Genomic DNA, 23,608 nt, shown 5'->3' with positions numbered 1-23,608 from the left:
GTCCCTCTCGCCGTGCGCTCCACCGCGCACGCGATCTCCGTACCTGAATTCCGTACGCCGTCCTCGTACGTGACGTACGTGAACTTCTCACAGCAACACCGTTCCAGGGAGCTGTTGTCCATGAGCGCCGAGTCCACGGGGCAGAACGAAGACTATCTCCGCGCCTTTCGGCGGCGCTTTAGCGACTGGAGGGGCTCACGTCCCTTCTGGGCGGGCCTGTTGGTCCTGCTCGGCGGTTTCCCGATCATGTACCTGCCGTACGCGAACCTCCAGATCGGCCACCTGACGCTCGCCATGTCGACGACGGGCGGTGCGGGATCCCTCATCATCGGCGTGCTGCTGGTGGTGCTCGGGGTCAGCCTCTGGTTCCAGCGGCACGTACGCACCTTCGCCGGTACGGCGGCGATCCTCCTGGCGCTCGTGTCCATCCCGGTCTCCAACCTCGGCGGCTTCGGTGTCGGCTTCCTGCTCTCCCTGATCGGCGGTGCGCTGGCCATCGCCTGGGCGCCCGGTCACGAGGAGGCGGCGGTGCCGTCCACCTACAAGACCCCGTCGCGGACGCCGGTGCCGCAGGACACGGCCCCCGAGAACACGGCACAGCAAGGTGCGGTCCCCCTGCACAAGGGCGACGCCCCGGAGCCCGCGGAAGCGGGTTCGGTGAGCGGGGCGTCGAACGGCGAGGGCGACGACCTGACAGGTACCACCCCCACGAACGGGACGAACGGGAGGCACAGTGCCGGCTGACGAGGTGACCCACGGGACTTCGGTGGGAGAGTCCCGTGCGAGATCCGGACCGCGGCACGCGGCGCCCAAGAAGCCCCTTCTCACCAGGCTGAACGTGCCCGCGGGCAAGGCGATAGCCCTGGCGGCGATGCCGACGGCGGTCCTCATGGGCATGGGCTTCACGCCCACGCTGACGCTCGCCCGCGCCGACGACCCGGCGAAGCTCAGCCTGACGGCGGACGAGTACAAGGACTGCGTGGAGGCACTGGAGGCCGCCGAGAAGGGCGCCGACGCCTCCGCCTCGCCGACCCCCACCCCGTCCGCCGAGGCCTCGGAGAGCGCCGACTCCACGGACGAGGGCAAGGACGAGGACACGTCCGCGGGCGACGACACCGCCGACCACGGCAACTCCTCCGGCGACTCGGCCACCGACGACACGACCACGGACGACTCCTCGTCGTCGGATTCAGGTTCCGACGACAACGACGGCTCCGCCTCGGACGAGTCGTCGACGGACGACAGCGACAAGTCCGCGACCGACACGGCCGGTTCCGGCGAGGCCCCCTCGGCCGACACCTCCGAGACCGGCAGCGGCGGCAACGTGCTGGAGGACATCGGCACGGCCATCGAGGACCTGTTCACGCCGGACGACAAGGAGACGGAGACCCCCGCTCCGTCCACGTCCACCAGCCCGTCCCCCTCACCCTCCCCCTCGGACGACGCCTCCGGCTCCGACGAGGACGAGAAGGACGACTCGGGCTCGGACGCCGGCAAGGACGCCAAGGACACCGCCGACAACGCCTCCGACAAGGTCGAGGACGCCGCGAAGGGCGTCACCGGCGACGCCGAGGACACGGAGAAGACGGCCGACGACGCCACCGACGACGCCACCGCCACGCCGAGCCCCTCGCCCAGCGAGAGCACGGACACGGAGGGCTGCCCCGTCGCCACGGACGACGAGAGCGGCGTCGAGAAGGGCATACCGCCGCTGCCGAACGACCCCTGGTACCTGGACGCCAGCTCGCTGCTGCTGAAGGGCGCCGACTACCAGGGCGTCGTCAAGGTGAAGACCGCCGACGGCTCGGTCAAGGAGGTGCTGAAGTACGTCATATCCGACGGCACCGACATCGGCGACCTGCACCAGACGGTCGAGGACAAGCAGGCCGGCGTGACCTACCACGTCCAGGCCGGCAAGGGCACCACGTCCACGATCCGCCAGGGCAAGACGGTCATGTACACCGAGAAGATCTCCGGCAACCTGCTCGGTCTGATCCCGGTTACCTTCGACCCGAAGCACCCGCCGCCGCTGAACATCCCGCTGATCTACTTCACCAAGGTGAAGGTCGTCCAGGCGGGCCAGTTCGGCGGAACGCTCACCGTTCCCGGCATGCACCAGTTCATGACCGACTGAGCAGCCGGTCACCCCGGGCCCGGGAGACCGGGCCCCCACAGGACCCGTTCCGGGAGCCGCACAGCACTGAGGGCGCCCCCTGTTCCCAGGAGGCGCCCTCAGCGCTGTCGTACGACGGTGCCGGCCGCGTCAGTCGCGGGCGCCGCCGCCCAGGTGGTGGACCCGGACCATGTTGGTGGTGCCCGGGACGCCGGGGGGCGAGCCGGCGGTGATGACCGCGATGTCGCCCTCGTTGAAGCGGTTGAGCTTGACCATCTCGTGGTCGACCAGGTCGACCATCTCGTCGGTGCTGTTCACGAACGGCACGACGTGCGACTCGACACCCCAGCTGAGCGCCAGCTGGTTCCGGGTGGACTCGTCGGTGGTGTACGCGATGATCGGCTGCGACGCGCGATAGCGGGAGAGCCGGCGAGCGGTGTCACCGGACTGGGTGAACGCCACAAGGGCCCGCCCGCCGAGGAAGTCGGCGATCTCGCAGGCGGCACGGGCGATCGAACCACCCTGCGTGCGCGGCTTCTTGCCCGGAACCAGCGGCTGCAGGCCCTTGGCGAGCAGCTCCTCCTCGGCCGCCGTGACGATCTTCGACATCGTGCGGACCGTCTCCAGCGGGTACGCGCCCACGCTGGACTCCGCCGACAGCATGACCGCGTCCGCGCCGTCCAGGATCGCGTTGGCCACGTCGGAGGCCTCGGCGCGCGTGGGACGGGAGTTGGTGATCATCGACTCCATCATCTGGGTCGCCACGATCACCGGCTTGGCGTTGCGGCGGCACAGCTCGATGAGCCGCTTCTGCACCATGGGGACCTTCTCGAGCGGGTACTCGACGGCCAGGTCGCCACGGGCGACCATCACGCCGTCGAACGCCATCACGACGTCCTCCATGTTGTCCACCGCCTGCGGCTTCTCCACCTTGGCGATGACGGGGACCCGGCGGCCCACCTCGTCCATCACCTTGTGGACGTCCCGCACGTCCTCGGCGTCCCGCACGAAGGACAGCGCCACCAGGTCGCAGCCCATCCGCAGCGCGAACCGCAGGTCCTCGACGTCCTTCTCGGACAGCGCGGGCACGTTGACGGCCGCGCCGGGCAGGTTGATGCCCTTGTGGTCGGAGATGACACCGCCCTCGATGACCTCGGTCCGCACCCGGGGGCCGTCGATCTCGATGACCTTCAGTTCGACGTTGCCGTCGTTGATGAGGATCTGGTCGCCGGGGGAGACGTCCCCGGGCAGCCCCTTGTACGTCGTCCCGCAGATCTGCTTGTCGCCCGGCACGTCCTCGGCGGTGATGGTGAACTCGTCACCGCGCACCAGCTCCACCGGACCCTCGGCGAAGGTCTCCAGACGGATCTTCGGGCCCTGGAGGTCGGCGAGGACCCCGATGGCCTTGCCGGTCTCGGCGGCGGCGCCCCGGACCCGGTCGTAGCGGCCCTGGTGCTCGGCGTGGCTGCCGTGGCTGAAATTGAAACGGGCCACGTTCATGCCGGCCTCGATGAGGGCGACCAGTTGCTCGTGGGAGTCGACCGCGGGGCCGAGAGTACAGACGATTTTCGAACGGCGCATGGGACGATCCTATCGGTTTGTTTCGCTACGGAATATTCCGTCTGGCGGAATGCATATGGGCGGCTCGGCGCTCAATCGTGTTACCGGCGTGTATTGCCCGGTGGTGCTCAGTTGTTCTTTTCGGAGCTCAGATGTTCTTTTCGATCAGGGCGTACGTCTGTGCCGCGATCTCCAGTTCCTCGTCCGTCGGGACCACTGCGACGGCGACCCGCGCACCGGCCGGCGAGATCAGCCGCGGCGCGTCCCCCCGTACGGCGTTGAGGTCGCCGTCCACGGCCAGGCCCAGACCCTCCAGACCGGCGACGGCGGCCTCGCGCACCGGCGCCGCGTTCTCGCCGACCCCGGCCGTGAACGCGACCGCGTCCACCCGGCCGAGCACCGCGTAGTAGGCGCCGATGTACTTCTTCAACCGGTGAATGTAGATGTCGAAGGCCAGCTTCGCCCGCTCGTCGCCCTCGTCGATTCGCCGGCGGATTTCCCGCATGTCGTTGTCGCCGCACAGCCCGATCAGACCGCTCTTCTTGTTGAGGAGAGTGTCGATCTCGTCCGTGGACATTCCGCCAACGCGCATCAAATGAAAGATGACGGCCGGGTCCATGTCTCCGGACCGCGTACCCATCACCAGCCCCTCCAAAGGCGTCAGCCCCATGGAGGTGTCCACGCACCGGCCGCCCTCGACCGCCGAGGCCGACGCCCCGTTGCCGAGGTGCAGCACGATGACGTTCACCTCGGACGGGTCCTTGCCCAGCAGTTCGGCCGTCGCCCGGGACACATAGGCGTGCGAGGTGCCGTGGAAGCCGTAGCGGCGGATGCGGTGCGCGTCGGCCGTCTCGACGTCGATGGCGTAGCGGGCGGCCGACTCCGGCATGGTGGTGTGGAACGCCGTGTCGAACACGGCGACCTGCGGGAGGTCGGGCCGCAGCGCCCGCGCGGTCCGGATCCCGGTGAGGTTGGCCGGGTTGTGCAGCGGTGCCACCGGGATCAGCCGCTCGATCTCGGCGAGCACGGCGCTGTCGATCAGGGTCGGCCGGGTGAAGCTCTGCCCGCCGTGCACCACGCGGTGGCCGATGGCGGCCAGCTCGGGGGAGTCGAGGCCGAGGCCGTCCTCGGCCAGCTCCTCGGCGACGGCTTTCAGGGCGGCTTCGTGGTCGGCGATCGGCTCGGTGCGCTCGCGGGAGGCGCCCCCGTCGGTGAGCGGGGTGTGCTTCAGCCGGGAGGTCTCCTCGCCGATGCGCTCCACCAGGCCCATGGCCAGGCGGCTGCTGTCGCGCATGTCGAGCAGCTGGTACTTGACCGAGGAGGAACCGGAGTTGAGGACGAGGACACGGGTGGCGGTCACAGCGGTCGGCTTTCTGTCGTCGGTGGGGGTCACTTGGCCGCGGCTGCGGGCACGGCCGCGCCCGCGGCCGTCTGGGCCTGGATCGCCGTGATGGCGACCGTGGTGACGATGTCCTGGACGAGGGCGCCCCGCGACAGGTCGTTGACCGGCTTGCGCAGCCCCTGGAGGACCGGCCCGACCGCGAGCGCGCCCGCCGACCGCTGGACGGCCTTGTAGGTGTTGTTGCCGGTGTTGAGGTCCGGGAAGATCAACACCGTTGCCTGGCCGGCGACTTCGGAGTCCGGCAGCTTGGTCGCCGCGACACTCGGCTCCACGGCCGCGTCGTACTGGATCGGCCCCTCGATCAGCAGGTCGGGCCGCCGGGAGCGCACGATCCCGGTGGCCTCGCGCACCTTGTCGACGTCGGCGCCCGACCCGGACGTCCCCGTGGAGTACGACAGCATCGCGATCCTCGGCTCCACCCCGAACCGCCGTGCGGTGGCGGCCGACTGGATTGCGATGTCGGCGAGCTGCTCGGCGTTCGGGTCCGGGTTCACCGCGCAGTCCCCGTACACCAGCACCTTGTCGGCGAGGCACATGAAGAAGACGGACGAGACGATGTCGGCGTCCGGCTTGGTCTTGATGATCTCGAAGGCCGGCCGGATGGTGGCGGCGGTGGAGTGCACGGACCCCGAGACCATCCCGTCCGCCAGCCCCTCCTGCACCATCAGCGTGCCGAAGTAGTTCACGTCGGACACCACGTCGTACGCCAGCTCCATGCTGATGTTCTTGTGGGCGCGGAACTGGGCGTACTTCTCCGCGAACGCGTCCCGCCACTCGGAGGTCGCCGGGTCCACCAGCATGCTGTCGCCGAGGTCGATGCCCAGGTCGGCGGCCTTCTTGCGGATCTGTTCGACTGGACCGAGGAGGGTGAGGTCGCAGACGTTCCGGCGCAGGATGACCTCCGCCGCGTGCAGCACGCGCTCCTCCGTGCCCTCGGGGAGGACCACCCGGCGCCGCTCGGAGCGGGCCTGTTCGAGGAGGGTGTGCTCGAACATCATCGGCGTGATCCGGTCGCTGCTCGGTGCCGAGACCCGGCCGCGCAGCTCGGCGGTGTCGACGTGCCGCTCGAAGAGCCCGAGCGCGGTCTCCGCCTTGCGCGGCGTCACCGCGCTCAACTTGCCCTCCATGGAGAACAGTTCGGAGGCGGTGAGGAAGGAGCCGGACTTGACGGCGACGACGGGCGTGCCGGGGGCGAGACGGGCTGCGAGGGTGAGGATCTCGTCGCTGGGCCGCTCGTCGAGGGTGAGCAGCACGCCCGCGATGGGCGGGGTGCCGGCGCTGTGCGCGGCGAGGGCGCCGATGACGAGGTCCGCGCGGTCGCCGGGGGTGACGACCAGGCAGCCCGGGGTCAGGGCGTTGAGGAAGTTCGGCAGCATGGCCCCGCCGAAGACGAAGTTGAGCGCGTCGCGGGCGAGGCCCGAGTCGTCGCCGAGGAGGACCTTGCCGCCGAGCGCGTGGGTGATCTGGGCGACGGTGGGCGCGGAGAGCGCGGGCTCGTCGGGCAGGACGTAACAGGGCACGGGCAGCGGCAGCCGCGCGTCACCGAGCCGCTCGGTTATCTCGCCGCGGTCGGCGGGCGCGACCCGGTTGACGACCATGGCGAGCACATCACAGCCGAGGCCCTCGTACGCGCGGTAGGCGTTGTGGGTCTCCGCCGCGACCGACTCGGCGGTCTGCTTGCGTCCGCCGACCACCGGGATCACGGACGCGCCGAACTCGTTGGCCAGCCGTGCGTTGAGCGACAGCTCGTCCGGGAACTGCGTGTCGGCGAAGTCGGTCCCGAGGACGAGGACGACGTCGTAGTCCCGGGCGACGGCGTGGAAGCGGTCGACGAGGGTCGAGACCAGTTCGTCCGTGCCGTGCTGGGCCTGGAGCGCGGACGCCTCGTGGTAGTCCATGCCGTACACGGTCGCCGGGTCCTGGGTGAGCCGGTAGCGGGCGCGCAGCAGGTCGAAGAGCCGGTCCGGTCCGTGGTGCAGCAGCGGCCGGAACACCCCCACCCGGTCGACCTGGCGGGTCAGGAGCTCCATCACCCCCAGCTCCACGACCTGGCGGCCGTCGCCGCGATCGATCCCGGTCACGTATACGCTGCGCGTCACGTGTGCTCTCCGTTTCATATGGTTCGACTGGTTCGGCAGGGGAGGGGTGGAAATCGCCGTCACGGCGGACGGAAACCCTCTTGACAATACCCCTGACCATGGATAAGGCGCCCATCAGTGGGGAGGGGTGCCGGGCGGGGCCGGAGGGGCGCGGCGACCCCCGGGCGGCCGTGAAACAATCGGACTGGCTCATAAGTACCAGCACCGATCAGGATGATCAGGACGAGCAGGAGACACAGCACGATGCGTATCGGAGTTCTCACCGCAGGCGGCGACTGTCCGGGCCTGAACGCAGTGATCCGGTCGGTCGTGCACCGAGCGGTCGCCCAGTACGGCGACGAGGTCATCGGCTTCGAGGACGGCTACGCGGGGCTCCTCGACGGCCGCTACCGCACCCTCGACCTGGAGGCCGTCGGCGGAATCCTGGCCCGTGGCGGCACCATTCTCGGCTCCTCCCGCCTCCAGCGCGACCGCCTGCGCGAGGCCTGCGAGAACGCGCAGGACATGGCCCACCGGTTCGGTATCGACGTACTGATCCCGATCGGCGGCGAGGGCACGCTGACGGCCGCGCGGATGCTGAGCGACGCGGGTCTGCCGGTGGTCGGCGTCCCGAAGACCATCGACAACGACATCTCGTCGACCGATCGCACGTTCGGTTTCGATACGGCCGTGGGTGTCGCCACCGAGGCGATGGACCGCCTGAAGACCACCGCCGAGTCCCATCAGCGGGTGATGGTCGTCGAGGTCATGGGCCGGCACGCGGGCTGGATCGCCCTGGAGTCGGGCATGGCGGCCGGCGCGCACGGCATCTGTCTGCCTGAGCGGGCCTTCGACCCCGCCGACCTGGTGAAGATGGTGGAGGAGCGCTTCTCGCGGGGCAAGAAGTTCGCGGTCATCTGTGTAGCCGAGGGCGCGCACCCGGCCGAGGGCTCCATGGACTACGGCCACGGCGAGATCGACCAGTTCGGCCACGAGCGCTTCCAGGGCATCGGCACGGCACTGGCGTACGAGCTGGAGCGCCGCCTCGGCAAGGAGGCCAAGCCGGTCATTCTCGGGCACGTCCAGCGCGGCGGCACCCCGACCGCGTACGACAGGGTGCTCGCCACGCGCTTCGGCTGGCACGCGGTCGAGGCCGCGCACCGGGCCGACTACGGTCGTATGACCGCCCTGCGCGGCACCGAGGTGGTGATGGTGCCGCTGGCGGAGGCGGTGACCGAACTGAAGACGGTGCCGAAGGACCGGATGGACGAGGCGGAGTCGGTGTTCTAGGTTCCAGGGCTTTCGCCGGGCTCGGGTGGGCCGGGGTCAGTAGGTGGTCGTTCGCCGCACCAGTGACCAGAAATGATCGGTGATCCCGTCCAGGTAGTCGCGGCCGGCGTCGCCCGAGTCGGTCGCGGCGGTGCCGTTGGCCCAGGTGAGGGTGGCGGCCACCAGGCCCTGGTAGTTGGTGTGCATCTCGCGGAGGACGTCCTCCAGGAGGCGTCGGTCGAGGGACAGCAACTTCGCGGTGGGGCGCACATGGGCCTGCCAGCGGGTGGTCACCGCGCTGTGGAGCAGTTCCCTGAGCTTCGGCTCGCGGCCCGTGACGGTGATCAGGTCGGGCAGGGAGAGACCCAGTACGGTGGCGAGGGCGGCGCACTGCCGGTCGGTGCCGCGCCACTCCCCGGTCTCCTCCATGCGGAGGTAGGTACCGAGTTCGAGTCCGACCGCGCGGGCGACGTCCTCGGCGGCGGCCCCCTGCGCCATGCGGTGCTCGCGCAACGTCCTGGGGGAGCTGATCAGTTCACCTGCCGAGCACCACAACACGCCCGCGAGCGCGGTGAGTTCGGGGCCGGTGGGTGAGACGGTGCCGCGTTCCCAGGCGGCGACCAGGTCCGGGGTGACGTACGGGAGGCCGTACGAGGACCGCATCTGGTAGGCGACGTGTTCGGGCCCCATGCCCAGCGCCATGCGCAGCTTCCGGGCGGCGGGGGCGTTGAAGGGCGGGGTGGGGGCGGAGTCGGCGGTTTCATGCGCTGAGCGTCGGTGCACGCGCACAACGTAGGGGCGCGGGGCTGCGGTGACTACGGACTGTTCGGCCACAAACACGGATTGTAGGAACCTACGGTTGGTGAGGTGGGTAGGGATCACCGCATGACGAAGCCGGCGAAGCTGGACGGGCACATTCGTGAGCGCCTACTGGCGCCGAATTTCTGGCACTTGGCGACGGTGGGACCGGACGGGGCGCCTCAGGTGTCACCCATGTGGGTGGACATCGAGAGGGACGGGGAGGATGCCTCCGGGCCCGAGTACGTCATGGTCAACACGTCGGTGGGGCGGGTGAAGGAGGAGAACCTGCGCCGCAACCCGAGCGTCTCCCGGTCCCATATCGATACCGAGGGTGGGTGAGGGCGACGGGGTCAGGTCAGCTCGGCCTGAGCGCGGGCTTGAGCGGCTTCAGTGGGGGCGTTGGCTCGGGTGAAGGAGTCGGCGGCCTGGAGGTAGAGAGCGCGGGCTTGGGCGGGGCGGTGAGCGTCCTGGTGGGCGAGTGCCAGGTTGCCTAGGCTCTGACCTACCCCGTACCAGTCCTCAAGTTCGCGGCAGATCTCCAGACCCCTGTCGAACGCCTTGATGGCCTCCTCTGCTCGGCCTGACTTTCCCAAGGCGGCGCCGATGTTGTTCCACGCTTTGGCCTCGCCGTGGCGGTTCTTGACGCACCGGTGGAGGTCGCGGGCGTGGATATGGGCGGTTCAAAGACTGGTACAGGACGGCCCTGGCTCTGCAAAACCTGGCGATCGTTCACGAGAACGCCCGCCGCCTCACCGACGCCCGCATCCATTGGCTCCGCGCCGCCGACGCTTTCACGCGTGCCAACGCCAGCACCGAGGCTGCCCAGGTGCGAGCCCAGGCCAGGGCCCTGGAATGACGCGGTTCATTCCGTTCATCCTTTGACCGCCCCGCCCAGAGCGAACCCCCCGCCCAACCGCCTGGCCACCCCCACATACAGCAAGATCACCGGCGTCGAATAGATAACCGAGAACGCCGCCAACTGCCCATAAACCACCGTCCCCCGATTCCCGAAGAACTCGTTGATGCTCACCGCCGCCGGCAGCTGTTCCGGGGTCAGGAGCAGCATGAACGGGACGAAGAAGTTGCCCCACATCATCACGAACGAGAAGACGGTGACGACGGCCACCCCCGGGCCCATCAGCGGTAGTACGACCCGGGTCAGGGACTGGAAGGACGATGCGCCGTCCGTCCAAGCCGCCTCTTCCAGTTCTTTCGGGACGCCGTCCATGAAGTTCTTCATCAGCCAGATGGCGAAAGGGAGTTGGGACGCGGCGAAGAAGAAGATCGTGCCCTGCATGGTGTCGATCAGATTCACCTGTACGAAGAGTGCGTAGACCGGGACCATGATCGCCGTGATCGGCAGGCTCGTCGCGAAGAGGATCGTCAGGAGGAAGGGGCGGTTCAGACGGGAGCGGAAGCGGGAGAGCGGGTAGGCCGCCAGGGCCGCGCACACCACCGTCAAGGCTGTCCCTCCGCCGCACAGCAGCAGGCTGTTCAGGAGGGGGGTGAAGGTGATCTCCGGGGTCAGGACGGCGTCGAAGTTGTCCAGGGTCACGCCGTCCGGGATTTTCACCGTCAGGTTCGCCTTCGGGTCCACCGAGGAGAGGATCACCCAGGCCAGGGGGAGGACGAAGGCCGCGGCGACGACGAGGAGACCCGCGTCCGCCGCCAGCCGTCGGGAGTTCGGGGAGGCCACGGCACTCACACCTCCGTCCGCAGCAGCCGCAGATAGATCACCGAGAACAGCGAACCCACCACCAGCAACAACAGCGCCACCGCCGTGCCGTAGCCGATCATGCTCTTCTGGAACGCCTCCTCGTACATGAAGAGGGGGAGGGTCTGGCTCTTGCCGCCCGGTCCGCCGCGCGTCATCACCCAGATCAGGCCGAAGACCGACAGGGTCTGGAGGGTGATCAGCATCAGGTTCGTGCCGATGGAGCGCCGGATCATCGGGAGCGTGATGTGCCACATGCGGCGCCAGCCGCCCGCGCCGTCCATCTCCGCCGCTTCCGTGATCTCCTTCGGGATCTCGTTCAGGGCCGCGGAGTAGACCAGCATGGAGAAGGCTGTTCCTCGCCAGACGTTCGCGAAGGAGACCGCGAGGATCGGGAGCGTGTACAGCCAGTTCTGGGTGGGGAGATGGAGCCAGTCCAGGACGGCGTTCAGGGTTCCTTCGCGTCGGAAGAAGGCGTAGAGGAGGAAGCCCGCCACCACCTCCGGGAGGACCCATGCCGTGACGACGATTCCCCCCACCAGCGTGCGGACGGGTTTCGAGGCGCGTTGCATCAGCGCCGCCAGCGCCAGCCCCAGCGTGTTCTGGCCCAGCAGCGCCGAGACGACCGTGAAGACCAGGGTCAGCCAGACCGCGTTCAGGAACGCCTCGTCCCCGAACGCCGTGCGGAAGTTCTCGAAGCCGATGAAGGAGTCCTCGGCCTGGCCGGTGAGTTGGAGGTCGGTGAAGGCGATGTAGGCGCAGTAGGCGATGGGGCCGGCCAGGAAGAGGAGCAGGAGGACGGTGGCGGGTGTGAGGGGGAGGGCCCGGGTGAGGGTGCGGACGGCGGGGCGGGGCGGGGCGGCCCCCGGCTTCGCCGCCGCCTTCGTAGCCCTCGCCCTCGTACCTGTCGGCCCCGTCATGCGGGGCCGCTCACTCTTCGATCACCTGGTCGTCCGTCGCCGCCTTCAGCTCCTCGTCGTAGTTCTTCGCCGCCTCCGCCACCGACGCGTCGCCCGTCGTCACGGATTCCATCGCCTCCTGAATGGCCGTGGAGACCTTCGGATACGCCGGGTACGCCGGGCGGTAGTGCGTGCTCGACACCAGGTCGGTGAAGAATTTGATGCCGGGCTGGGCCTCGGCGTAGGCGGGGTCCGATGCCACGTCCTCGCGGACGGCGATTCCGGAATTGGCGATGTACCACTTCTGGGCGTTCGTCTTCGACTGCATGGTCTCGATGAACTTGAAAGCGAGGTCGGGGTTGCCGGCCTTGTCGGGGATGGCCCAGGTCCAGCCGCCGGACATGCTCACCTTGCCGGGGGACTGGCCGTTCTGCGTGGGCATGTACGCGAGGCCGAGTTTCTCCGACCACTCCGGCCATGCGTGACCGCTGCCGGGCAGCCAGTCCTGGGGGAGCCAGGAGCCGTCGAGGTTGATGCCGAGTTTTCCCTCGGGGAGGAGTTCGCCGCGGACCCGGGTGGAGATGTTCGGGTCGAGGGCGTCGGAGACCTCCGGGCCGAGCTTCTCCTTGTAGACCGTCTCCACGAAGGCGAGGGCGTCCTTGAACCCTTGCGTGCCCGTCTTCCATTTCTTCGACTTCTCGTCGTACAACGGGTCGGCGCCACCACTTGTGGCACCTTCCGTGCCGTACAGGAGCATTTCGAAGCCCTGCATGGTCGCGGCCTCACCGGCCGGTTTGCCCGTGTAGACGTTCAGCGGAATGACGTCCTGGACTTTCCTTTTGATGGTGCGGGCGGCGTCGAGCACGTCGTCCCACGTCTTCGGCTGCCAGTCCGCCGGCAGGCCCGCCTTCGCGAAGATGGCCTTGTCGAACCACAGGCCGCGGGTGTCCGTGCCGTCCGGGACGCCGTACGTCTTCCCGTCCTCGGCCTTGGCCGCCGTCCTGGCCGTGTCGATGAACTGGTCCCAGTCCTTCCAGTCGGCCAAGTAGTCGTCCAGCGGCTTCAGATAGCCGCTCGTGATGTCCGAGTTGATGAGGAAGGTGTCCTCGTAGACCAGGTCCGGCGCCGTCTTCGGGGAGCGCAGCATCTGCTGCACCTTGGTGTAGTACTCCGAGTCCGGGGCCTTGATCGGGACGAGCTTCACCTTCTTGCCCGGATTCGCCTTCTCGAACTGTTTCTTGACGTCGGCGAGGAAGGTGTCCATCACCCGGACCTGGTTGTCCGTCGACTGTTTGTAGGAGACCTCCACCGTGTCCGGGTCGCTGCCGGAGCCGCTGCCACAGGCGGCGAGCGCGCCCGGTGCGGTGACAGCCAGGGCGGCGGTGAGGAGGAGGCGGAGGGGGGATCGGCGGGAGCTGGGTGCGGTGGGGCGCACGGGCACGACCTCCTGCTGGCTACGTCGCTGTGGCCTTGGGTGGTGCCCGGTGACGGTAAGGGGAGTGGTCTAGTCAGGTCAATGCGTCTGCACCGGTTCGCCGTAAGGTGCTGGGCAAGTTGCTTGAGCAGAGGCTTTGTTGTCGCAGTGGTAGGGGGCAAGGGTGCCGGAACAGGACGACATCACCGTCGGGCAGTTGTTGCTCGTCGAGTATCAGGTCGTCAAGGAGGAGCAGAAGACGCGGATCGGGTTTCGGGACAATCTGCTCTACGTCACCCTCACCGTGCTCGCCGCCGTCATTGCCGCCTCGGCGCAGGCGAGGCAGTCGGCGATGCTGCTCGCGCTGCCGCCTGTATGCGTCGTACTCGGATGGACCTACCTCGTCAACGACGAGAAGATCTCCGCGATCGGGGCGTACGTGCGGGGCGATCTCGGGCCGCGGCTCGCCCAGCTCGCCGGTGCGCAGAAAGTTTTCGAATGGGAAGTCGCGCACCGGGGCGATGTGCGCAGGAGATCGCGCAAGGTCATACAGTGCGGAATCGATCTGCTGGCCTTCTGTGTCGTTCCGCTCGCCGGGCTGTTGGTGTACTGGGTGAGCGGTGAGACCAGCGCGGGTCTCGTCGTCCTCTCCGGTGTCGAGGCGCTCACGGTCGTCGGGCTCGGGGTGCAGATCGTCCTCTACGCCAGACCCTCCGGACGGCCCGCCCCATCGGCCGGCTGACGGCGGGTGGTCAGCCCTTCACCCACCGGTACTGCAGCTCCGGCCGTCCCACCTGCCCGTACTGCGGGCTCCGGGCCGCGCGGCCCGCGTCCACCAGGTGTTCCAGATAGCGCCGGGCCGTGATGCGTGAGATGCCGACCGTCTCCGCCACCCCGGCCGCCGTCAGGCCCTCGCCCGCGTCCCGCAGGGCCACCGTCACCCGCTCCAGGGTCGGGGCGCTCAGCCCCTTCGGCAGCGCCGCCGGACCCGGGGCCCGCAGGGTCGCCAGCGCCCGGTCCACCTCGTCCTGCCCGCTCGCCTCGCCCGCTGCCGCATGGAACTCGGCGTAGCGGACGAGACGGTCGCGGAGGGTCGCGAACGTGAAGGGCTTCAGGACGTACTGGACCACGCCCAGCGAGACGCCCTCCCGGACCACCGTCAGGTCCCGCGCCGACGTCACCGCTATCACGTCCGCGTGGTAGCCGGCCGCGCGGAGCGAGCGGGCCAGCTGCAGACCGTGCACGTCCGGCAGGTGGAGGTCCAGCAGCAGCAGATCCACCGGCATCCGGTCCAGCGCACGCCGCGCCTCCGCGCCCGTGTGGGCCTTGCCGACCGCCGTGAAGCCGGGGACACGGCCGACGTACATCATGTGCGCGTCGGCGGCTACGGGGTCGTCCTCGACGACCAGGACTCTGATGGGGTCGGACCCGGCCTTCGTCATGCGTCGTCGCCTCCAGCCACCGTGGCCCGAGGGGCCTGGACATCGTCGTCGTTGTCCTGCTCCGCGGCATCATGCACCACGGAGTCCCCGGCCACGGAGTCCAGCCCCGCCGAACGTCCCTGCCCCGCCCCGTCGCCGCCGTGCGCGCCCAGCGGCAGCCGCACCTCGAACTCGGCCCCGCCCCCGGCCGCCTCCGACACGGTCAGCGTGCCCCCGTGGCGGCGCGCGGTCTGCCGTACGAGAGCCAGGCCGAGACCACGGCCGCCGGGACCGGAGGGCTTCGTGGAGAAGCCGCGCTCGAAGACGGCCTCCGCGTGGGCCGGGTCCACTCCGCTTCCCGTGTCCGACACCCGCAGCACCAGCACGGACCCGTCCGCCGTCCCGGCCCGCTCGTCCGTGTACGCCGTCACCGTCACCCTCGCCCCGACCGACCCCTGCGCCGCGTCCACCGCGTTGTCGATCAGGTTGCCCAGGACCGTGACCAGGTCGCGGGCCGGCAGGGACTCCGGGAGGAGGCCGTCGTCGATACGGCTGTCCTCCGAGACCACCAGCTCGACGCCCCGTTCGTTCGCCTGGGCGGCCTTGCCCAGCAGCAGCGCGGCGAGCACCGGTTCGCTGACCGCCGCCACGACCTGGTCCGTCAGGGCCTGCGCCAGCTCCAGTTCCGCCGTCGCGAAGTCGATCGCCTCGTCCGAGCGGCCCAGCTCGATCAGCGAGACAACCGTGTGGAGGCGGTTGGCGGCCTCGTGCGCCTGGGAGCGCAGCGCCTGCGTGAAGCCGCGCTCGGAGTCCAGCTCACCCGTGAGGGACTGGAGTTCGGTCACATCGCGCAGGGTGATCACCGCGCCCCGGCGCTGGCCGCCCGACACCGGCGAGGTGTTCACCACCAGCACCCGTTCGGCGGTCAGGAGCACCTCGTCCACCCGGGGCTCGGAGGAGAGCAGCGCGCCCGTCAGCGGGGCGGGCAGCCCCAGGTCCGCCACCGAACGGCCGACCACGTCCTCCGTCACCCCCAGCAGCTCCCGCGCCCCGTCGTTGATGAGGGCCACCCGGTACTGGCCGTCGAGCATCAGCAGGCCCTCGCGCACGGCGTGCAGGGCGGCCTGGTGGTAGTCGTGCATGTTGCTCAGCTCGGCGGCGTTCATGTTGTGGGTGTGGCGGCGCAGGCGGGCGTTGACGATATAGGTGCCGACACCACCGAGGGCCAGGGCGCCGGCGGCCACGCCCACCAGGGCCGTGAGCTGATCCTCGACGCGGTCGCTGATCGCCTGCACCCGTATTCCGGCGCTGACCAGGCCGATGACCTCGCCGTTCTCCATGATCGGGGTGACCGCGCGGACCGACGGGCCGAGCGTGCCGGTGTAGGTCTCGGTGATCGAGCCGCCCTTCTGCGCCTCCTCTATGTGGCCGAGGAAGTGCTCACCGATCCGGTCGCGGTCCGGGTGGGTCCAGCGGATGCCGTCCGGCGTCATGATCGTCACGAAGTCGACGCCTGCGTGCCGCTGCACCTCGGTGGCGTACGGCTGGAGCCGTGCCGTGGGGTCGGAGGTGTGGATCGCCGCACGGACCGACGGGGAGTCGGCGACGGTGGCGGCCACGGCCAGGGCCTGACGGCCTCCCGCCTCCTCCGCCTGGGAGCGGTCGCTGACGTACGTGAACAGCGCGTACCCGGCCACCACGGCGGCGATCAGCACCGCCTGAACGGCGAAGAGCTGACCTGCGAGGCTGCGGGGACGGAGACGGAGCGGGACGCGCATGCCCACAGTCTGCATCGCCGTGTAGGCGTGAACTAAATGAACGGAAGGGTGACCGCCCTCACAGGGAGGGAGATAGTCACTGCATCGACCCGTCCAGCACCTGGACACCGACAGGGAGCACGACTCCCGCCCCGGGACACCACGACCCGAGCCGCCGGGAGCCCGTCTCCCACCACCGGGAGCCCGTCTCCCCGCCCCGGGAGCCCCCCAGCTCCCACCGCCGGAGGCCCTCCAGCCTCCGGCCCCGGAAGCCCGCCGGCTTCCACCGCCGGGAGCGGCGGGCTCTCCCCACCCCAGGGGAGCCCCGCTCCCACCGCCGGAAGTCCCCCAGCTGCCGGCTCCGGGAGCCCGCCGGCTCCCGACACCGGGAGCCGGTCTCCCACCGGGAGCCCCAGGGCTCCCACCCGGGAACCCGCCGGTTCCCACCCCTTGGGAGACCGTCTCCCGAATTCCCCCGGACGTGAGCCGCACGCCGGAACAGCGAGCCGACGACGTCGTCGACGAGGAGGGCAGCCGTGGCCAGCACCACTCATACGGCACCTACCGCTCCCGCCAAGCGGGACCGCACGCACTACCTGTACATCGCCGTGATCGTGGCTGTGGCCCTCGGCATCGCCGTGGGTCTCATCGCCCCCGACTTCGCCGTCGAGCTGAAGCCCATCGGCACCGGCTTCGTGAACCTGATCAAGATGATGATCTCGCCGATCATCTTCTGCACGATCGTGCTGGGCATCGGCTCCGTACGGAAGGCCGCGAAGGTCGGCGCCGTCGGCGGTATCGCCCTGGTCTACTTCCTGATCATGTCGCTGGTGGCCCTGGCCATCGGTCTGGTCGTCGGCAACATCGTCGAGCCCGGCACGGGTCTCGCGGTCACCGACGCGATCAAGGAGACCGGTCAGGCGCAGGTCTCGGCCGAGGCGAAGGACACCACCGAGTTCCTGCTCGGCATCATCCCGACCACGATCGTCTCCGCGTTCACCGGCGGCGAGGTCCTGCAGACCCTGCTGGTCGCCCTGCTCGCGGGCTTCGCGCTCCAGGCCATGGGCGACGCCGGCCAGCCGATCCTGCGCGGTATCGAGCACATCCAGCGCCTCGTCTTCCGCATCCTCGCGATGGTGATGTGGGCCGCCCCGATCGGCGCGTTCGGTGCCATCGCGGCCGTGACCGGGTCCGCCGGCCTCGACGCCCTCAAGAGCCTCGCCGTGCTGATGATCGGCTTCTACGTCACCTGCTTCCTCTTCGTCTTCATCGTCCTCGGCGCGCTGCTGAAGATCGTCGCGGGGCTGAACATCTTCACGTTCTTCAAGTACCTGGGCCGTGAGTTCCTGCTGATCCTGTCCACCTCCTCCTCCGAGTCCGCGCTGCCGCGCCTCATCGCGAAGATGGAGCACCTGGGTGTCAGCAAGCCCGTCGTCGGCATCACCGTCCCGACCGGCTACTCCTTCAACCTCGACGGCACCATGATCTACATGACCATGGCGTCCCTGTTCATCGCCGACGCCATGGGTACGCCGATGGCGGTCGGCGAGCAGATCGCGCTGCTGCTCTTCCTGCTGGTCGCCTCCAAGGGCGCGGCGGGTGTCACCGGTGCCGGTCTCGCGACCCTCGCGGGTGGCCTCCAGTCCCACAAGCCGGCCCTGGTGGACGGTATCGGCCTCATCGTCGGCATCGACCGCTTCATGAGCGAGGCCCGCGCCCTGACGAACTTCGCGGGCAACGCGGTGGCCACGGTCCTCATCGGTACCTGGACCAAGGAGATCGACAAGGAGCGGGTGAACGAGGTTCTCGCCGGGCACGCGCCGTTCGACGAGGCGACGCTGCTGGACGACGGCCATGGGGCGGCTGCGCCGGCCTCCGCCGCGGCCGAGCCGGAGGGCGAGAAAGAGCTCGCCAAGGCGTGAGTGCTCCGCTGGGGCGCCGGATCAAGCGCCGGGGACTGCGGGTCGTCTTTCGGCCGCCGGTCGAGCGTGGCTGGTCGCGCAGTTCCCCGCGCCCCTGACGGGGCCCAGGGCTCCCAACACTCCGTACGGCCGGGTCCTCCCCCGTAGATCCGGCCGTACGGGACACAACCGAACAGCTTCAGAACCCCGAGTGGCCAGGTCCTCCCCCTATAGACCTGGCCACTCGGCTTTTGTCGTGTTGTGCGCGCGGTCTTGCCTTGACGTCGGCGTCAAGGAATACCGTCCTCGTATGCGCATCGGGGAGCTGGCGGAGCGGGCCGGGACGACGACGCGGGCCTTGCGGTACTACGAGGCGCGGGGGCTGTTGCCCGCGCGGCGGGCCGGGAACGGGTACCGGACGTACGACGAGGCGGATCTGAAGCTGTTGCGGCAGATCCGGACCTTGCAGGACTTCGGGTTCGACCTGGAGGAGACGCGGCCGTTCGTGGAGTGTCTGAGGGCGGGGCACCCGGAGGGCGACTCGTGCCCGGCGTCGCTGGCGGTGTATCGGCGGAAGCTGGACGAACTCGACGCGCTGATCGGTGAGTTGGTGGCGGTGCGGGCGTCGGTCGGTGAGCAGTTGGCGCGGGCCGAGCGGGCGCGGGAGCGGCTGGCGGCCGAGGCGGAGGTTCCGGGCGGTCCGGAGCCGGGGTGCGAACTCGGAGCGGGAGGCGGGGCACTGTGATCAGGGCGGCGGGTGTCGCGGAAGTGACGGACGCGGACTTCGAGGCGGAGGTGATCGGGGCGGAGCTGCCGGTGCTGGTGGAGTTCACGGCCGACTGGTGTCCGCCGTGCCGGCAGATGGGGCCGGTGCTGAGCGCGCTCGCGGCGGAGGAGAGGGAGCGGCTGAAAGTGGTGCAGCTGGACGTGGACACCAATCCGGAGACCACCCAGGCGTACAAGGTGCTGTCGATGCCGACGTTCCTGGTGTTCAAGGGCGGTGAGCCGCTGAAGGCCATGGTCGGCGCGCGGCCGAAGCGCCGGCTGCTGGCGGAACTGGACGACGTGCTCTGACATCGGCAGGAGAAGAAAACCCCCGAGCGTAATTGCGCTCGGGGGTTTTTCTTGCGTATATTTGATGGTTCGCGACTTCAGAGGAATGGAGTCGCTAAAGAAGTTCAGTGAACACAGTATATCCGGGCGGGAGTGGAATTGTCAAACACCGGCTTTTCGCATGATTCACACGATGAATTGCGGCGCGAGCAGGAATTCATCGACGGGCTGTACGCCCGCGTGGACGCCCTGCGCGGTGAGACCGAGGGCTCCGTCACGGACGCGCTCGCCCAGGGCAACACGCCCATGCAGGCCCGCCTGGAGCGGGACATCCTGGTCGCCGAGCGCTCGGGGCTGCTGGCCGCGCTGAACGCCGTCGACGGGTCGCTCTGCTTCGGCCGGCTCGACCTCGCCGACGGGGCCGTCCACCACATCGGCCGCATCGGGCTGCGCGAGGACGACACCGAGCGCACCCCGATCCTGATCGACTGGCGCGCCGACGTCGCCCGCCCCTTCTACCTCGCCACCGGTCACACCCCGATGGGGCTGCGCCGCCGCCGGCACCTCACCACCGAGGGCCGCCGGGTCACCGCCCTGCACGACGAGATCCTCGACCTCGGCGACGCGACCCGTACCGGGTACGAGGACCCGACCGGTGACGCCGTCCTGCTGGCCGCCCTCAACTCCGCCCGCACGGGCCGCATGGGCGACATCGTGCAGACCATCCAGGCCGAGCAGGACCGCATCATCCGCGCCCCGCACCAGGGGGTGATGGTCGTGGAGGGCGGCCCCGGCACCGGCAAGACCGCCGTCGCCCTGCACCGCGCCGCGTACCTCCTCTACGAGCAGCGCGAACTGCTCGCCAAACGCGCGGTTCTCGTCGTCGGACCCAACCCGGCCTTCCTCGGCTACATCGGCGAGGTGCTGCCGTCGCTGGGCGAGACCGGTGTGCTGCTGTCCACGGTCGGCGAGCTGTTCCCCGGCGTACGGGCCACCGCCACCGACACCCCGGAGGCCGCCCGGGTGAAGGGGAGCGCCGCCATGGCAGACGTCCTCGCGGCCGTCGTACGGGACCGGCAGGCGCTGCCCGACCCGGTGCTCGCCATCGAGCACGACCGGGAGATCCTCATGCTCGACGACGACCTCGCACGGGTCGCCCGCGAGCGCACCCGCGAGGCGAAGCTCCCGCACAACGCGGCCCGCGAGCACTTCGAGGGCTACATCCTCAACACCCTCACCGAGATGGTCGCCGAACGCATCGGCACCGACCCCTACGACGGCTCCAACCTCCTTGACGCCAGTGACATCACCCAGATCCGCGACGAGCTGGCCGAGAACCCCGAGGTCTGGCGAGCCATCGACCAGCTGTGGCCCCGGATCACCCCGCGCCGGCTGATCGCCGACTTCCTCGCCGAGCCGGACGCGTATCTGGAGAAGGAGGACGCCGACGCCGTACGCCGTCCCGTCACGCGCGCGTGGACCGTCGCCGACGTGCCGCTGCTCGACGAGGCGGCCGAGCTGCTGGGCGAGGACGACCGCCTGGCCCGCGCCCGTGCCGAGCGCGAGCGGGAGACCCAGATCGCCTACGCGCAGGGCGTCTTGGAGGTGTCCTACGCCTCCCGGACGTACGAGTTCGAGGACCGGGAGGGCATTGATCCCGACGGCGACGGTTCGGAGGTGCTGTCCGCCCACGACATCATCGACGCCGAACGGTTCGCCGAGCGGCACGAGGAGGACGACCACCGCAGCGCCGCCGAGCGGGCGGCGGCCGACCGGACCTGGGCGTTCGGGCACATCATCGTCGACGAGGCGCAGGAGCTGTCGCCGATGGCCTGGCGGCTGCTGATGCGCCGTTCGCCGACCCGCTCCATGACCCTGGTCGGCGACCCCGCCCAGACGGCCGAGGCCGCGGGCGTCGGCTCCTGGGCCGACATCCTCGCCCCGTACGTCCAGGACCGCTTCGAGCACACCCGGCTCGGCGTCAACTACCGCACCCCCGCCGAGATCATGGCGGTCGCGGCCGGTGTCGTCCGCGCCGAGCGGCCGGACTTCGAACCACCGAGCTCCGTACGGTCCACCGGCGTACGGCCCTGGGCGCGCCGCGTGGCGACGGGCGAACTCTCCGCCGAGGTGGCCAAGGCGGTCGCCGAACTCACGCCCGCCGAGGGGCGCCTCGCCGTGATCGCGCCGCGTGAGCTGCACCGGACCCTGGCGGCCCGCCTTGACGACGTGACGGCGGGCGCGGAGCCCGGCCTGACCCGGACCGTCGTCCTCCTCGACCCCCGGCAGGCCAAGGGCCTGGAGTTCGACTCCGTCCTCGTCGTCGAACCCGGGAGGTTCGGCACCAGCGATCTGTACGTGGCGCTGACACGGGCGACGCAGGCGCTCGGTGTCGTGTACGCGGAACAACTGCCGAAGGCGCTGGAGGAGTTGCCGACCTTGGCTTGAAGTGGGCGGGGGTGCCGAACTGCCGGGTACCGGGCAGGCAGCACCCCCGCCACCGTCACCACAGGTGCATCGGGGATCACCAACCCGTAACAGTTGGCGTCATCGTCACTGCTCGTACACGGTTCATGCGGTATGCGTGTCGGCATGGAAACACATCCGTTCGCGGCAGCTCCGGCCGGCGGCCCCGGCCTGGAATCGCTGGCCGTGGAGCCGTTGCTGACCTCGGAGTTCGACCGGGATCCGGGCAGTGTCTACGAGCGACTGCGGAGCACGTACGGCCCTGTGGCACCCGTGGGGCTGATGGGAGTGCCGGCGTGGCTGGTTCTCGACTACCGCGAGGTGCTGGAGGTCCTGCGCAACGAGAGCGTGTGGCGGCGCGACGTACGCCACTGGCGGGCTCGGGCGGAGGGGCGGCTGCCGCGGGACTGGCCGCTGCTCGCCGGGTACGAGGTCCGGCAGACCATGTTCTTCGACGACGAGGAGCACCGGCACGCACGGCTGAGCTACCACTCGGCCATGCGGCCCTTCCAGGACGGGCACTCGCCCGAGGGCTGGGAGCTGCGGGCGGCCGTCGCGCGCTACGCCGACGAACTGATCGCCGTGCTCGCCGCCGAGTCCGGCACCACCGGCTTCGCCGACCTCGCGGCGCAGTACACCCGGCCGTTGCTCCTCATGGTGACGACCAAACTCTTCGGGTGTCCCGTCGAACTCGGCGACGAGATGGTCATGGACCTGTGGCGGATGCTGGACGGCGGGCCAGACGCGGGGCCGGCGACCGGGCGGGCGCTGGGGGCGATGACACGACTGGCCGCGCACCGGCGCTCCCGCCCGGGGGAGGACCTGACCTCCTACATGCTGCTGTCCGACCCGTCGCTGAGCGACGAGCAGCTCGGGCGTGAGCTGTTCATGAACGCGGTCTATCTCAACGACATCACCGGGAACATGGTCTGCAACACGCTGCTGGAGGTGCTGCGGGGGAACGCGACCGTGCGGCGGAGCCTGTCCAACGGGCAGCTCGGGGAGACCGTGAACCGGGCCGCGCTGGTGAATCCGCCCACCGCCAATCTGTGCTTCCGGTTCGCGGCGCGTGATGTGCGGCTGGGGAACTTCCTGATCCGGGCCGGGGACATCGTGTCCCCGTCCGTCGCCGCCGCGCACCGGGATCTGCTGAACGTCGGGTCCTCGCACCTCGTCGACTCGGCCGTCAGCACGCGGGCGCATCTGGCGTGGGGGGCCGGGCCGCATCAGTGTCCCAGTGCCGCGCGGGAGTTGGCGGGGACGATCGTCACGACCGCAGTGGGGAGGATCTTCGAGCACTTCGGCCGGGCGGAGCTCACGCTACCGCCGGATCAGTTGCCGTGGCGGTCGGGGCCTGTGGTGCGGGGGTTGAAGTTGTTGCCGGTGCGTTATGAGTTGGCGGCGCACAGTTCGGTGCGGGGGATGGAGGAGCGGCGGGGTGATGTGCCGGTGGCGCCGGTGGAGGCTGTTGACGAGCCGGGGGTGGATCGGGGTGGGAGCGGGGGGTTGTTGGGGGTGTTGCGGCGGATGATGCCGGGTGGGAGGAGAGGCGGCTGACACCCGTCAGACATGGGTCTCGCCCCCGCCGCCCCTACCCGTCCCACCCCCAAGGGGCTGCGCCCCTTTGACCCCCGGGGTGCGTTGTCGGGTGCGGGTCCGGTGGGGGTTCTCGCGCAGTTCCCCGCGCCCCTGAAGGCGCCAGGCCCTGCGGGCCTGGAAAAGCAGGGGCGCAGCCGCGCTTTTCCAGGGGCGCGGGGAAC

Annotated in this window: 19 protein-coding genes and 1 pseudogene; 10 read left to right on the top strand and 10 right to left on the bottom strand. The window is 69.7% G+C overall.

Translation table 11 applies throughout. The annotated features are described in order from the left end of the window. The first annotated feature begins 120 nt into the window (after positions 1-120). Entirely contained in the window at positions 121-744 is a 624-nt protein-coding gene (locus P8T65_RS14195; RefSeq protein WP_316725767.1) for a DUF6114 domain-containing protein, read from the top strand. Next, complete coding sequence (locus P8T65_RS14190; protein ID WP_316725766.1) at positions 734-2,134, top strand: hypothetical protein; 1,401 nt, start codon at positions 734-736, stop codon at positions 2,132-2,134. The genes P8T65_RS14195 and P8T65_RS14190 overlap by 11 nt, the downstream gene beginning before the upstream one ends. 129 nt (positions 2,135-2,263) lie before the next feature. Here P8T65_RS14190 and pyk read toward each other — a convergent pair whose 3' ends face one another. The 3 genes from pyk to pta form a co-directional block, all read right to left on the bottom strand. Continuing rightward, positions 2,264-3,694: a pyruvate kinase gene (gene pyk / locus P8T65_RS14185; RefSeq protein WP_316725765.1), complete on the bottom strand. Its 1,431-nt coding sequence runs from the start codon at positions 3,692-3,694 to the stop codon at positions 2,264-2,266. Between the two features lie 127 nt (positions 3,695-3,821). Next, complete coding sequence (locus tag P8T65_RS14180; protein WP_316725764.1) at positions 3,822-5,033, bottom strand: acetate kinase; 1,212 nt, start codon at positions 5,031-5,033, stop codon at positions 3,822-3,824. 29 nt (positions 5,034-5,062) lie between these two features. Further along, positions 5,063-7,174 carry a phosphate acetyltransferase gene (pta, locus tag P8T65_RS14175; protein WP_316725763.1) on the bottom strand — a complete coding sequence of 704 codons (2,112 nt, stop codon included), beginning with the start codon at positions 7,172-7,174 and terminating at the stop codon, positions 5,063-5,065. Positions 7,175-7,417: 243 nt separating this feature from the next. Here pta and P8T65_RS14170 point away from each other — a divergent pair, with 243 nt between their 5' ends. Next, on the top strand, positions 7,418-8,443 hold the full coding sequence (locus P8T65_RS14170; RefSeq protein WP_316725762.1) for an ATP-dependent 6-phosphofructokinase: 1,026 nt from the start codon (positions 7,418-7,420) through the stop codon (positions 8,441-8,443). Positions 8,444-8,479: 36 nt separating this feature from the next. On the opposite strand, the gene P8T65_RS14165 is transcribed toward P8T65_RS14170, so the two are convergent. Beyond that, positions 8,480-9,205 carry a helix-turn-helix transcriptional regulator gene (locus tag P8T65_RS14165; protein WP_316725761.1) on the bottom strand — a complete coding sequence of 242 codons (726 nt, stop codon included), beginning with the start codon at positions 9,203-9,205 and terminating at the stop codon, positions 8,480-8,482. Positions 9,206-9,307: 102 nt separating this feature from the next. On the opposite strand from P8T65_RS14165, the pseudogene P8T65_RS14160 reads away from it, so the two are divergent. Further along, positions 9,308-9,553, top strand: a pseudogene (locus P8T65_RS14160) (pyridoxamine 5'-phosphate oxidase family protein); the annotation flags it as partial. Between the two features lie 20 nt (positions 9,554-9,573). On the opposite strand, the gene P8T65_RS14155 reads toward P8T65_RS14160, so the two are convergent. The 4 genes from P8T65_RS14155 to P8T65_RS14140 all read right to left on the bottom strand — a co-directional run bounded on the left by P8T65_RS14155 (position 9,574) and on the right by P8T65_RS14140 (position 13,277). After that, positions 9,574-9,894 carry a tetratricopeptide repeat protein gene (locus P8T65_RS14155; RefSeq protein ID WP_399103077.1) on the bottom strand — a complete coding sequence of 107 codons (321 nt, stop codon included), beginning with the start codon at positions 9,892-9,894 and terminating at the stop codon, positions 9,574-9,576. 200 nt (positions 9,895-10,094) lie between these two features. Further along, complete coding sequence (locus tag P8T65_RS14150) at positions 10,095-10,919, bottom strand: carbohydrate ABC transporter permease (protein ID WP_399098902.1); 825 nt, start codon at positions 10,917-10,919, stop codon at positions 10,095-10,097. Between the two features lie 5 nt (positions 10,920-10,924). Next, positions 10,925-11,857, bottom strand: coding sequence for a sugar ABC transporter permease (locus P8T65_RS14145; protein ID WP_316725758.1), 933 nt, complete (start codon positions 11,855-11,857; stop codon positions 10,925-10,927). A gap of 10 nt (positions 11,858-11,867) precedes the next feature. Continuing rightward, positions 11,868-13,277 carry an extracellular solute-binding protein gene (locus P8T65_RS14140; protein WP_399098900.1) on the bottom strand — a complete coding sequence of 470 codons (1,410 nt, stop codon included), beginning with the start codon at positions 13,275-13,277 and terminating at the stop codon, positions 11,868-11,870. A 157-nt stretch (positions 13,278-13,434) separates the two neighbouring features. On the opposite strand from P8T65_RS14140, the gene P8T65_RS14135 reads away from it, so the two are divergent. Then, positions 13,435-13,992: a hypothetical protein gene (locus tag P8T65_RS14135; protein WP_316725756.1), complete on the top strand. Its 558-nt coding sequence runs from the start codon at positions 13,435-13,437 to the stop codon at positions 13,990-13,992. A gap of 10 nt (positions 13,993-14,002) precedes the next feature. On the opposite strand, the gene P8T65_RS14130 is transcribed toward P8T65_RS14135, so the two are convergent. Together P8T65_RS14130 and P8T65_RS14125 are read right to left on the bottom strand one after the other, a co-directional pair. Continuing rightward, a complete protein-coding gene (locus P8T65_RS14130) occupies positions 14,003-14,692 on the bottom strand; it encodes a response regulator (protein ID WP_316725755.1) in 690 nt (229 codons plus the stop codon). Further along, positions 14,689-16,449 (bottom strand): sensor histidine kinase, encoded by a 1,761-nt coding sequence (locus P8T65_RS14125; RefSeq protein ID WP_316725754.1) that lies wholly within the window; start codon positions 16,447-16,449, stop codon positions 14,689-14,691. The genes P8T65_RS14130 and P8T65_RS14125 overlap by 4 nt, the downstream gene beginning before the upstream one ends. Before the next feature lie 515 nt (positions 16,450-16,964). Between P8T65_RS14125 and P8T65_RS14120 the strand changes: the two genes are divergently transcribed. From P8T65_RS14120 to P8T65_RS14100, 5 genes are all read left to right on the top strand, one after another. Further along, positions 16,965-18,350 (top strand): cation:dicarboxylate symporter family transporter, encoded by a 1,386-nt coding sequence (locus P8T65_RS14120; RefSeq protein ID WP_316725753.1) that lies wholly within the window; start codon positions 16,965-16,967, stop codon positions 18,348-18,350. A 289-nt stretch (positions 18,351-18,639) separates the two neighbouring features. Next, complete coding sequence (locus P8T65_RS14115; protein WP_316725752.1) at positions 18,640-19,074, top strand: MerR family transcriptional regulator; 435 nt, start codon at positions 18,640-18,642, stop codon at positions 19,072-19,074. After that, a complete protein-coding gene (locus P8T65_RS14110; protein ID WP_316725751.1) occupies positions 19,071-19,403 on the top strand; it encodes a thioredoxin domain-containing protein in 333 nt (110 codons plus the stop codon). The genes P8T65_RS14115 and P8T65_RS14110 overlap by 4 nt, the downstream gene beginning before the upstream one ends. 177 nt (positions 19,404-19,580) lie before the next feature. Continuing rightward, positions 19,581-21,830, top strand: a complete 2,250-nt coding sequence (locus tag P8T65_RS14105; RefSeq protein ID WP_316725750.1) for a UvrD-helicase domain-containing protein — start codon at positions 19,581-19,583, stop codon at positions 21,828-21,830. Between the two features lie 144 nt (positions 21,831-21,974). Further along, a complete protein-coding gene (locus P8T65_RS14100; RefSeq protein WP_316725749.1) occupies positions 21,975-23,405 on the top strand; it encodes a cytochrome in 1,431 nt (476 codons plus the stop codon). Positions 23,406-23,608 lie beyond the last annotated feature (203 nt).

The sequence above is a fragment of the Streptomyces sp. 11x1 genome (assembly GCF_032598905.1).
Classification (GTDB): Bacteria; Actinomycetota; Actinomycetes; order Streptomycetales; family Streptomycetaceae; genus Streptomyces.
The sequence above is the reverse complement of the archived record's forward strand: the minus strand, read 5'-3'. Positions and strand labels throughout refer to the sequence as shown.

Bases quoted from the DNA above. Each gene is read 5' to 3' on its own strand.
- P8T65_RS14195 (WP_316725767.1), top strand. From the start codon at position 121: ATGAGCGCCGAGTCCACGGGGCAGAACGAAGACTATCTCCGCGCCTTT.
- pyk (WP_316725765.1), bottom strand. From the start codon at position 3,694: ATGCGCCGTTCGAAAATCGTCTGTACTCTCGGCCCCGCGGTCGACTCC.
- P8T65_RS14170 (WP_316725762.1), top strand. From the start codon at position 7,418: ATGCGTATCGGAGTTCTCACCGCAGGCGGCGACTGTCCGGGCCTGAAC.
- P8T65_RS14145 (WP_316725758.1), bottom strand. From the start codon at position 11,857: ATGACGGGGCCGACAGGTACGAGGGCGAGGGCTACGAAGGCGGCGGCG.
- P8T65_RS14130 (WP_316725755.1), bottom strand. From the start codon at position 14,692: ATGACGAAGGCCGGGTCCGACCCCATCAGAGTCCTGGTCGTCGAGGAC.
- P8T65_RS14125 (WP_316725754.1), bottom strand. From the start codon at position 16,449: ATGCGCGTCCCGCTCCGTCTCCGTCCCCGCAGCCTCGCAGGTCAGCTC.
- P8T65_RS14115 (WP_316725752.1), top strand. From the start codon at position 18,640: ATGCGCATCGGGGAGCTGGCGGAGCGGGCCGGGACGACGACGCGGGCC.
- P8T65_RS14100 (WP_316725749.1), top strand. From the start codon at position 21,975: ATGGAAACACATCCGTTCGCGGCAGCTCCGGCCGGCGGCCCCGGCCTG.